Origin of the sequence: uncultured Pseudacidovorax sp. (assembly GCF_913773995.1) — a bacterium.
Taxonomy (GTDB): domain Bacteria; phylum Pseudomonadota; class Gammaproteobacteria; order Burkholderiales; family Burkholderiaceae_C; genus Xenophilus.
Genome location: NZ_CAJYES010000167.1, coordinates 1 through 9,564, shown reverse-complemented (window position 1 = coordinate 9,564; position 9,564 = coordinate 1). Strand labels below are relative to the sequence as shown.

The window sequence follows — 9,564 nt, the reverse complement described above, 5'->3', positions numbered from 1 at the left end:
CCCGCGCAGACGCTGACCGACAAGGAATACCAGATCATGCGCAACGCCAGCCTGGCGGTGCTGCGCGAGGAGGGCTACAAGGTCATCCTGATCAACAGCAACCCTGCAACGATCATGACCGACCCGGCCACGGCCGACGTCACCTACATCGAGCCCATTACCTGGGCCACGGTCGAGAAGATCATCGCCAAGGAACGGCCCGACGCCATCCTTCCCACCATGGGCGGCCAGACGGCGCTCAATTGCGCGCTGGACCTGTGGCGCAACGGCGTGCTCGACAAATACAAGGTCGAGCTGATCGGCGCCACGCCCGAGGCCATCGACAAGGCCGAAGACCGCCTGAAGTTCAAGGACGCGATGACCAAGATCGGCCTGGGCTCGGCTCGCTCGGGTATCGCCCACAGCATGGAAGAAGCCTGGGCGGTCCAGAAGAGCGTCGGGTTCCCCACCGTGATCCGGCCCAGCTTCACGCTGGGTGGCACCGGCGGCGGCATCGCCTACAACCCGGAAGAGTTCGAGACCATCTGCAAGCGCGGCCTGGAAGCCTCGCCCACCAACGAGCTGCTGATCGAAGAGTCGCTGCTCGGCTGGAAGGAGTACGAGATGGAAGTGGTCCGCGACAAGGCGGACAACTGCATCATCGTGTGCTCCATCGAGAACCTCGATCCGATGGGCGTGCATACGGGCGACTCGATCACCGTGGCTCCCGCGCAGACGCTGACCGACAAGGAATACCAGATCATGCGCAACGCCAGCCTGGCGGTGCTGCGCGAGATCGGCGTTGACACGGGCGGCTCCAACGTGCAGTTCTCGGTCAATCCGAAGGACGGCCGCATGATCGTCATCGAGATGAACCCACGCGTGTCGCGGTCCTCAGCGCTGGCCTCCAAGGCGACGGGCTTTCCGATCGCCAAGGTCGCGGCCAAGCTGGCCGTGGGCTACACGCTCGATGAACTGCGCAACGAGATCACGGGCGGCGCCACGCCGGCTTCCTTCGAGCCCAGCATCGACTACGTGGTCACCAAGATTCCGCGCTTCGCCTTCGAGAAGTTCCCGCAGGCCGATTCGCGGCTGACCACGCAGATGAAGTCCGTGGGCGAGGTGATGGCCATGGGCCGCACCTTCCAGGAGTCCTTCCAGAAGGCGCTGCGCGGCCTGGAAGTGGGCGTGGACGGCATGAACGAGAAGACTCAGGACCGCGAAGTGCTCGAGAAGGAACTGGGCGAACCCGGTCCCGAGCGCATCTGGTACGTGGGCGATGCCTTCGCCCAGGGCCTGAGCGTGGACGAGGTGTTCGACCTGACCAAGATCGACCGCTGGTTCCTGGTTCAGATCGAGGAGATCGTGAAGATCGAGCTCGAGCTGGAGACCAAGACGCTGGACGAGATCGACGCCGACACGCTGCGCGTGCTCAAGCAGAAGGGCTTCTCGGACCGCCGCCTGGCGCGCCAGCTCAAGAGCACCGACAAGGCCATCCGCGACAAGCGCCGCGCCCTGGGTATCCGGCCGGTCTACAAGCGCGTGGACACCTGCGCGGCCGAGTTCGCCACCGACACGGCCTACATGTACTCCACGTACGACGAGGAGTGCGAGGCCGAGCCGACGGACAAGAAGAAGATCATGGTGCTCGGCGGCGGCCCCAACCGCATCGGTCAGGGCATCGAGTTCGACTACTGCTGCGTGCATGCTGCGCTGGCGATGCGCGAGGACGGGTACGAGACCATCATGGTCAACTGCAACCCCGAGACCGTCTCGACCGACTACGACACCTCCGACCGCCTGTACTTCGAGCCGCTGACGCTGGAAGACGTGCTGGAGATCGTCGACAAGGAAAAGCCCACCGGCGTGATCGTGCAGTACGGCGGCCAGACGCCGCTGAAGCTCGCTCTCGACCTGGAGGCCAACGGCGTGCCGATCATTGGCACCACGCCGGACATGATCGACGCCGCGGAAGACCGTGAGCGTTTCCAGCAGCTGCTGCACGAGCTGGGCTTGCGCCAGCCGCCCAACGCCACGGCCCGTACCGAGCCCGAAGCGCTGGAGAAGGCCGCTGCGCTGGGCTATCCGCTGGTGGTGCGCCCGAGCTACGTGCTCGGCGGTCGCGCGATGGAGATCGTGCATGAGCAGCGAGATCTGGAGCGCTACATGCGCGAGGCCGTCAAGGTGAGCAACGACTCGCCCGTGCTGCTGGACCGCTTCCTGAACGACGCCGTCGAATGCGACGTGGACTGCATCCGCGATGCCGAGGGCGCCACGCTCATCGGCGGCGTGATGGAGCATATCGAGCAGGCCGGCGTGCATTCGGGCGACTCCGCCTGCTCGCTGCCGCCCTACAGCCTCAAGGCTGAGACCATCGCCGAGCTCAAGCGCCAGAGCGCCGCCATGGCCAAGGCCCTGAATGTGGTCGGCCTGATGAACGTGCAGTTCGCCATTCAGGAGAAGGATGGCCAGGACGTGATCTACGTGCTGGAAGTGAACCCGCGCGCCTCGCGCACGGTGCCTTACGTGAGCAAGGCCACCGGCATCCAACTGGCGAAGGTGGCGGCGCGCTGCATGGCCGGCCAGTCGCTGGCCAGCCAGGGCATGACGAAGGAAGTCACGCCGCCGTATTTCAGCGTCAAGGAAGCGGTGTTCCCCTTCGTCAAGTTCCCAGGCGTCGATCCGATCCTCGGGCCGGAAATGAAGTCCACCGGTGAGGTGATGGGCGTGGGCAAGACCTTCGGCGAGGCCTTCGTCAAGAGCCAGCTCGGTGCGGGCACCATCCTGCCGAAGTCGGGCAAGGTCTTCATCTCGGTGAAGAACAACGACAAGGCCCGTGCGGTCGAATGCGCCCGCGGTCTGGCCAAGCTGGGCTTCGAGCTGATCGCCACCAAGGGCACGGCGGCCGCCATTCAGGCCGCGGGCTTGGCCTGCGCCGTGGTCAACAAGGTGACCGAGGGCCGTCCGCACATCGTGGACATGATCAAGAACAACGAGATCGCCCTGGTCATCAACACGGTGGAAGAGCGCCGCAACGCCATCGCCGATTCGCGTCTGATCCGCACGTCGGCGCTGCTGGCCCGTGTGACGACCATCACCACCATCTTCGGCGCCGAGGCGGCCGTTGAGGGCATGCAGCATCTGCAGGACCTGGGCGTGATCTCCGTGCAGGAGATGCACGCGGAGCTGGCCGGCGCCTGACCGCGGCGGCGGACGAGCCTTGGGGCTCGCCCGCTTGCACGGCGCGGACGGCTCGCTAGAGTGCGTCCATGCCGTCTGCATCGCCCGTCATCGCCGAGCCCCGACGTCTCTGGAGCACGGAGGCCGTCGGCTGCGGCGAGCGACTGGATTACTGGGTGGGTGCCATCTGCGAGGCCTTTCTCGAGATGGACTGCAGTTCGCGCGAGGCCGAGGCCTTCGGCGGGCAGCTCGCCAGCCGCGACATCGAGGAGCTTTCGGTCAACCAGGTCATCGCGTCTACGCAGGATGTCTACAGAACGCCGGCCGGCATTGCCCGCAGCCGGCGTTCCCATTTCTACCTGATCGGTCAGGCCGACCGGCCCTGGCATGTGCGGCAGGGTGGCCAGGTGGCGCATCTGCGTCCCGGCGACGCGGCATTGGTGGATGCAGCGGATCCGTACGAACTGCACTTTCCGCAGGGCGTGCACTGCGTGTCGGTGCAGCTTCCGAGGGCGTGGGTCGCGCAGTGGCTGGGGGCCCCGGAGGCACGTGGTCCGCGCATTGCGTGGCACGACCAGGGCTGGGGCCGCAGCCTGGGGGCGCTGCTGGTGCAGCTTGCGCGCGACCCGGACAGCGCGGCAGCCATGCCGGCGACCCTGTTCGCGCAGCACCTGGGCGCGCTGATGAGTGCGACCTTCGAGCCGTCTCCAGCGGAGGAGGGCGCCAGCATCGGCCTTCACGGCCGGCTGCTGACCTTGATGCGCGCGCAGCTCGATCAGCCGGGTCTCCGGGCCGAGGCCCTTGCGCAGGAGGTGGGTGTCTCGCTGCGGACGCTGCATCGCGCCTTTTCGGCGGCGGGCGTCACCTTCGCGGGCACGCTCAGGTCCTTGCGCATCGAGCGGGCGCAGGCGCTGCTGACGCAGCCACGCCTCGCCCATCTGGGTGTTGGCGAAATCGGCCGGCGCTGCGGCTTCGCCGATGCGTCGCACTTCGTGCGCGAGTTCCAGCGAAACGTGGGCGCGACCCCTGCGGTCTGGCGCCGCATGCGCTGAGCCGCGGACCGTCTCGCCGAGCAATGCGGTGGCGGGTTCCAGCCGCTATCGGGGACATTGGCCTGCAGCCGCCGCTCTTCGGCGCCGTCGCGGTGGCACGTGGCGTCCATGCCCGTGGCTCATGCAGGCCATCGAGGGAGCAGCGGGTCCACTAAGGTCTGCCCTGCGCCGGTTCACGCGGTTTGCTGGGGCCGGCTGCCTTGATCACCGAATGGAGCAACCCCATGGCAGACACCTACGTTCTCGTGCATGGCGCCTGGCACACCGGCGCCGAAATGGAGGCGACCGCGCAACACCTGCGCCAGCGCGGCCACACCGTCCACTGTCCCACCTTGGCCGGCAATCGCCGAGATGACGACCGATCCGCCGTCGGTCTGGCCGACGCGGTCGACTCCCTGGCGGCTTTCATCGAGCAGCAGGATCTGAAGGAGGTCCGGCTGGTAGGGCACAGCTACGGTGGCATGGTCATCAGCCACATGCCCTACCGGCTTCCCGGCCGCATCCGCCGCCTCGTGTACTGGAACGCGTTCGTTCCGCTGGATGGACAGTGCCTCAACGACATGGTGCCGCCACACTATCGGGAACTCTTCGACGGCGTGGCAGCGGCCAATGGCCAGGCTGTGATGCTGCCTTTCCCCATTTGGCGCGAATCCTTCATCAACGATGCCGACGAGGCCCTGGCGCGCAGTACCTATGCGCTGCTCAATCCTCATCCCTATCGCACGTTCACTGAGCCGGCCGTTCTGCCGCAGCCGCTGGCGGCACTGGAGGTGGGCAAGAGCTACCTCAACGCCCAGCAGGACACCGCGCTGCCGCACAGCCTGCCGTGGCATCCGCGGCTGTCAGAGCGGCTGGGGCTGTTCCGGCTGGTGGAGTGCGCCGGCAGCCATGAGCTGTGCTTTTCCAATCCCGCGTTGCTTGCCGTCAAGATCGAGGAGGCGGGCCGCGACTGATCGCAGGTCGTCGCCTGCTTTGGCCGCGCGGGTTTTGACCCGGCGGCAACAGCCGGCATAATCGAACGACCGACACCGCCCGGCTCCGGCCCGGCGGTGTCGTTCTTTTTTGCCGCCGGCCCATGCCGTTGTGCGCGTCGCGCATCGGTGGGCAACCCTTCTGCGGGATGGGTTGCCCGGGCTTCTTTGACAGACCAGAACGACGACGGACATGGCCACCATTCCCATCACCAAGCGTGGCGCAGAGAAGCTGCGCGAAGAACTCCATCGCCTGAAGACGGTGGAGCGTCCCTCCGTGATCAACGCCATCGCCGAGGCGCGCGCCCAGGGCGACCTGAGCGAGAACGCCGATTACGACGCCGCCAAGGACCGCCAGGGCTTCATCGAAGGCCGCATCCAGGAGATCGAAGGCAAGCTGTCCGCGGCGCAGGTCATCGACCCTTCCGAAATCGACGGCGGCGGCAAGGTCGTCTTCGGTGCGACGGTCGAGCTGGAGGAAGAGTCCACCGGCGATACCGTCAAGTACCAGATCGTCGGCGAGGACGAGGCCGACCTGAAGCAAGGCCTGATCAACATCTCCAGCCCCATCGCCCGCGCGCTGATCGGCAAGGAGGAGGGCGACGTGGCCGAGGTGCAGGCACCGGGCGGCGTCAAGCGCTACGAGATCGTCGGCGTCAGCTACGCCTGAACATGGCCTGGAAGCCGCGGGTGGCCTTGATGGCCGCGGGCCTCTGGTGGGGCAGCCTCACGGCGATCGGCTTCGTCGCCGTGCCGCTGCTGTTCATGCACCTGCCCACGCCGGCCCTGGCCGGGGCGACCGCAGCCAAGCTGTTCTCCGCCCAGACCTGGATCACCGTCGGCTGCGTGCTTCTCATGCTGGTGGCGACGGGCCGCCGCGACGAGGGCGAGCCGGAGACGGCCCCCGGCGCGGTGATGCTGATGCTGGGTGGTCTGCTGCTCGCCCTGCTGGTGGAGTACGCCGTCGCGCCGCGGATCGTAGCGCGCGAGAACCTTCGCCTGTGGCATGGCGTGGGAACGGCCATGTACGCCGCGCAATGGCTGTGTGCTGGTGCAACCCTGTGGCGCAGGGCCTAGCGAAGGCGCGTCCCGCCACTTGGTGGCACCATGGCCGGTCATAACAACATCAAGAATGACCATGGATTCCCAGATCATCGAGATCACTGCCTCGTCCGTGGGGCAGTTGCAAGAAGACCCGGCGTGGACCGCCGCGCTCGAGTCCGGAAAGGTGCTGTACTTTCCGCATCTCGGCTTTGGCCTGAGCGCCGCCGAGCAGGTGCTCCTTCGGCCCGAGATGCGCGACCCGAAGTCGCGCAACATCAGTCTCGATGCCGACGGCCGGCTCAAAGGCCTGGCGGGCGAGGCTGCCGTCCAGGCCGCCGTCACCGCCTGGATGGGCCGCTTCCGCGCGCAGTCGCAGGAACTGATCGCGCGGCTGCTGCCCGGCTATCAGCAGAAGCTGCGACTGGCCCCAACGAGCCTGCGCCCTTCGGAGGTGGAAAGCCGCGAGCAGTCATGGCGCGCCGACGACCGCCGGCTGCACGTGGATGCCTTTCCGTCGCGGCCCAATCGGGGCGAGCGCATCTTGCGCGTGTTCACCAACATCCATCCCTCGGGCGGCGAGCGCGTCTGGCGCGTGGGCGAGCCCTTCGAGACGGTCGCTCGCACCTTCCTGCCGCGTGCCAAGCCCTATGCGCTCTGGCAGGCCAAGGCGCTGGCGGCGCTGCATGTGACCAAGTCGCTGCGCAGCGAGTACGACCACCTGATGCTCCAGTTGCACGACGGCATGAAGCGCGACCTCGACTATCAGCGCAACTCGCCGCAGCAGACCGTCCACTTCCCGGCAGGCTCGACCTGGGTCTGCTTCTCGGACCAGACCTCGCATGCCGCGATGTCGGGCCAATACATGATGGAGCAGACCCTGTTCCTGCCCGCGGGCGGCGAGTACGACCCAGCGGCGAGCCCGCTGGGCATCCTCACGCGCCTCACGGGGCGGTCGCTCGTGGGCGCGGACGCGGCGGGCTGAACGAGACCCGCGCAGGCGCGGCTATTCGCGCCAGTGCTGGTCGACCCAGCCGGCGGGCTCGATATGCCGGAAGCGCCGGTTGCGTCGGCCCGCGAGCGCATCGGGCGGGTTGCATTCCCCGTGGAAGATGACGATGCGGGCACCGGGCGGCACTACGGGTTGCTTCCAGAGGTTGAGGGGCCACGGCGGAATGCTGTGGTACTTGAAGCTGGGGCACCATTCGGAAGGCCAGTAGCTCAGCTTGCCTTGGCGGTGGAGAAAGGCCGAAAGATAGGCCTGTTCATTGCGGTACTGCCGGGGCACCTCGTCCATATGGGCGCGGAAGTACGCCAGCACGTCCGCATGGGCGCCCAGCTCGAAGCGGTACACCGACGAATTGCCCGTCACCCGTTCGCCGAAGCGCCAGAAGCGCGGGTAGTCATGGATGATGAGGAACTCGCCCGGCTGCTCGAAGAAGGCATCCAGGCCACCGACGATCACCACGTCGAGGTCGACGAACAGCGCCGTGCCGCGCAGGCCGTGCAGGTCCGCTTCGAAGGTGGTGAGCTTGCGCCAGGCGCGGTCGGGCTGGCCGGGCTTGAGCTCCATTGCCAGTTGCGGGATGGGCAGGCAGCGCACCTCGGGGCGGATGCCCCGGTCGTCGTCCGTGAGGCAGACGAAGCTGAAGTCGCCGGTCATGTGCCGGCGGGCCATTGCATAAAGACGGTTGACGTAGTGGGGCCCATACTTGGTGCCCCACTTCATGCACAGGATGTGCCGTTGCCTCTCCGCCGGCGCGCCATCGGCAGCGCTGGCGGCTGAAATCGCGCTCACGCGTCAGTCCTGCCGCTTCTTGATGGATTTCTGCTTGGGCTTGGCGCGCTTGACCAGTCCGCCGGGCGTGAGGCGCTGGTTGCCCAGCACGCGCAGCATCTTGACCTCCGGCCGCTGGCCGCCACGCTTGCTGTACTTGAGGATCTTGACGTCGCGCGGGCCGGGCATGCGGTCCTCGTCCTCTTCGCCGCGGGCCTTGGCCGGCTTGGGGCGCCACAGCACCAGCAATTTGCCGATGTGCTGGATGGGCGCGGCATCGAGGGCGTCGGCGAGTGCGCCCAGCATGGCTTCGCGGGCAAGGCGGTCGTCGGAGAAGACGCGGATCTTGATGAGGCCGTGCGCCTTGAGGGCCGCGTCGGCTTCCCTCTTGACGGCGTCGGTGAGCCCGTCACTGCCGATCATGACGATCGGGTCGAGGTGGTGGGCGTCCGCACGATGCGCCTTGCGCTGTGCGGGAGTCAGTTGAATGGCGGGCATCCCCGTATTATCGAGCCCGCATGAAAGTTCGCACCCAGAGCAAGAAGGTCAACAAGGCTTGGCTCAACGACCACGTCAACGATCCTTACGTCAAGTTGGCCACGAAGGAGGGTTATCGCGCCCGCGCAGCGTACAAACTCAAGGAGATCGATGAGGCCTTCGGCCTCGTGCGACCGGGGCAGGTGGTGGTGGACCTGGGCTCCACGCCGGGTGCCTGGAGCCAGTACCTGCGTCGGCGTATGGCGCCCGTGGGCGCGGCGCAGGGCGCTCTGGACGGCACATTGATTGCGCTCGACATCCTGCCGATGGAGCCGATCGAAGGTGTCGTCTTCCTGCAGGGCGACTTCCGCGAGCCGGAGGTGCTGGCGCAGTTGGAGGCCGCCGTTGCCGGAAGGCCGGTCGACCTGGTGGTGTCGGACATGGCGCCCAATCTCTCCGGCATCGAGTCGGCAGACGCGGCGCGTGTCGAGAATCTGGTGGAACTGGCCTTGGATTTCGCGCTCCATCACCTGCGTCCCGAGGGTGCGCTGGTCACGAAGGTTTTTCATGGCGCCGCCTATGACCCGCTGGTGCGGCTGTTCAAGGCAACGTTCAAGGTTGTGAAGCCCCACAAGCCCAAGTCTTCTCGGGACCGCTCTTCGGAAACCTTTCTCGTGGGCATCGGGCTGAAGTCCTGAGCGCTGGGGTTCGGCGCGATTTCGCACTCTGTAACCGTGCCGAGCCTATGGACGTCATAGGCGTGTAGGTCTTTTTCGCAGCTTGAAAAGCCTAAAATAACCGTCAATTAGCATCGTGCAAGGGTTCACGATGGCGCGTGTCCTACCGCGCATTACGACTGGAGCTTCGTTTGAACAACAATCAGTGGTTTTCCAAGATCGCCGTCTGGCTGGTCATCGCCATGGTCCTTTTTACGGTGTTCAAGCAGTTCGACACCCGGGGCGCCATGGGATCGGGCACGGTGAACTACTCCGAGTTCCTGGAGCAGGTCCGCAACAACCAGATCAAGAGCGCCGTCATTCCCGAGGGCCTCGCCGGGGGCGAGATCACCGCTATCACGAACGATGAC

The 9,564-nt window shown here is 66.4% G+C and carries 10 protein-coding genes; 8 read left to right on the top strand and 2 right to left on the bottom strand.

Annotation, left to right across the window (positions count from 1 at the left end; genetic code table 11):
* The first annotated feature begins 36 nt into the window (after positions 1-36).
* From carB to QZ772_RS15590, 6 genes are all read left to right on the top strand, one after another.
* Positions 37-3,180: a carbamoyl-phosphate synthase large subunit gene (gene carB / locus QZ772_RS15615; RefSeq protein ID WP_295528069.1), complete on the top strand. Its 3,144-nt coding sequence runs from the start codon at positions 37-39 to the stop codon at positions 3,178-3,180.
* A 68-nt stretch (positions 3,181-3,248) separates the two neighbouring features.
* Positions 3,249-4,211, top strand: a complete 963-nt coding sequence (locus tag QZ772_RS15610; protein ID WP_295528063.1) for a helix-turn-helix domain-containing protein — start codon at positions 3,249-3,251, stop codon at positions 4,209-4,211.
* Positions 4,212-4,435: 224 nt separating this feature from the next.
* Positions 4,436-5,164: an alpha/beta hydrolase gene (locus QZ772_RS15605; RefSeq protein ID WP_295528060.1), complete on the top strand. Its 729-nt coding sequence runs from the start codon at positions 4,436-4,438 to the stop codon at positions 5,162-5,164.
* A 211-nt stretch (positions 5,165-5,375) separates the two neighbouring features.
* Positions 5,376-5,852 carry a transcription elongation factor GreA gene (gene greA / locus QZ772_RS15600; protein ID WP_017757706.1) on the top strand — a complete coding sequence of 159 codons (477 nt, stop codon included), beginning with the start codon at positions 5,376-5,378 and terminating at the stop codon, positions 5,850-5,852.
* A gap of 2 nt (positions 5,853-5,854) precedes the next feature.
* Positions 5,855-6,259 carry a DUF4149 domain-containing protein gene (locus QZ772_RS15595; protein ID WP_295528056.1) on the top strand — a complete coding sequence of 135 codons (405 nt, stop codon included), beginning with the start codon at positions 5,855-5,857 and terminating at the stop codon, positions 6,257-6,259.
* A gap of 61 nt (positions 6,260-6,320) precedes the next feature.
* Positions 6,321-7,208, top strand: coding sequence for a Kdo hydroxylase family protein (locus QZ772_RS15590; protein WP_295528053.1), 888 nt, complete (start codon positions 6,321-6,323; stop codon positions 7,206-7,208).
* Positions 7,209-7,229: 21 nt separating this feature from the next.
* Here the strand turns inward: QZ772_RS15590 and QZ772_RS15585 are convergent, their stop codons facing one another.
* Both QZ772_RS15585 and QZ772_RS15580 read right to left on the bottom strand, forming a co-directional pair.
* Positions 7,230-7,952 (bottom strand): glycosyltransferase, encoded by a 723-nt coding sequence (locus QZ772_RS15585; protein ID WP_295528066.1) that lies wholly within the window; start codon positions 7,950-7,952, stop codon positions 7,230-7,232.
* Positions 7,953-8,024: 72 nt separating this feature from the next.
* Positions 8,025-8,498, bottom strand: coding sequence for a YhbY family RNA-binding protein (locus tag QZ772_RS15580; protein WP_295528050.1), 474 nt, complete (start codon positions 8,496-8,498; stop codon positions 8,025-8,027).
* A 20-nt stretch (positions 8,499-8,518) separates the two neighbouring features.
* Here QZ772_RS15580 and QZ772_RS15575 point away from each other — a divergent pair, with 20 nt between their 5' ends.
* Both QZ772_RS15575 and QZ772_RS15570 read left to right on the top strand, forming a co-directional pair.
* Positions 8,519-9,175 carry an RlmE family RNA methyltransferase gene (locus tag QZ772_RS15575; protein WP_295528047.1) on the top strand — a complete coding sequence of 219 codons (657 nt, stop codon included), beginning with the start codon at positions 8,519-8,521 and terminating at the stop codon, positions 9,173-9,175.
* Positions 9,176-9,312: 137 nt separating this feature from the next.
* Positions 9,313-9,564 (top strand): ATP-dependent metallopeptidase FtsH/Yme1/Tma family protein (locus QZ772_RS15570; protein ID WP_295528044.1); only part of this gene is annotated, 252 nt, incomplete at its 3' end.

What these genes read in the sequence shown, in the direction of transcription:
- QZ772_RS15590 (WP_295528053.1), top strand. Translation starts at nt 6,321, where the DNA reads ATGGATTCCCAGATCATCGAGATCACTGCCTCGTCCGTGGGGCAGTTG.
- carB (WP_295528069.1), top strand. Translation starts at nt 37, where the DNA reads ATGCGCAACGCCAGCCTGGCGGTGCTGCGCGAGGAGGGCTACAAGGTC.
- QZ772_RS15610 (WP_295528063.1), top strand. Translation starts at nt 3,249, where the DNA reads ATGCCGTCTGCATCGCCCGTCATCGCCGAGCCCCGACGTCTCTGGAGC.
- QZ772_RS15595 (WP_295528056.1), top strand. Translation starts at nt 5,855, where the DNA reads ATGGCCTGGAAGCCGCGGGTGGCCTTGATGGCCGCGGGCCTCTGGTGG.
- QZ772_RS15575 (WP_295528047.1), top strand. Translation starts at nt 8,519, where the DNA reads ATGAAAGTTCGCACCCAGAGCAAGAAGGTCAACAAGGCTTGGCTCAAC.
- QZ772_RS15585 (WP_295528066.1), bottom strand. Translation starts at nt 7,952, where the DNA reads ATGAAGTGGGGCACCAAGTATGGGCCCCACTACGTCAACCGTCTTTAT.
- QZ772_RS15605 (WP_295528060.1), top strand. Translation starts at nt 4,436, where the DNA reads ATGGCAGACACCTACGTTCTCGTGCATGGCGCCTGGCACACCGGCGCC.
- greA (WP_017757706.1), top strand. Translation starts at nt 5,376, where the DNA reads ATGGCCACCATTCCCATCACCAAGCGTGGCGCAGAGAAGCTGCGCGAA.
- QZ772_RS15580 (WP_295528050.1), bottom strand. Translation starts at nt 8,498, where the DNA reads ATGCCCGCCATTCAACTGACTCCCGCACAGCGCAAGGCGCATCGTGCG.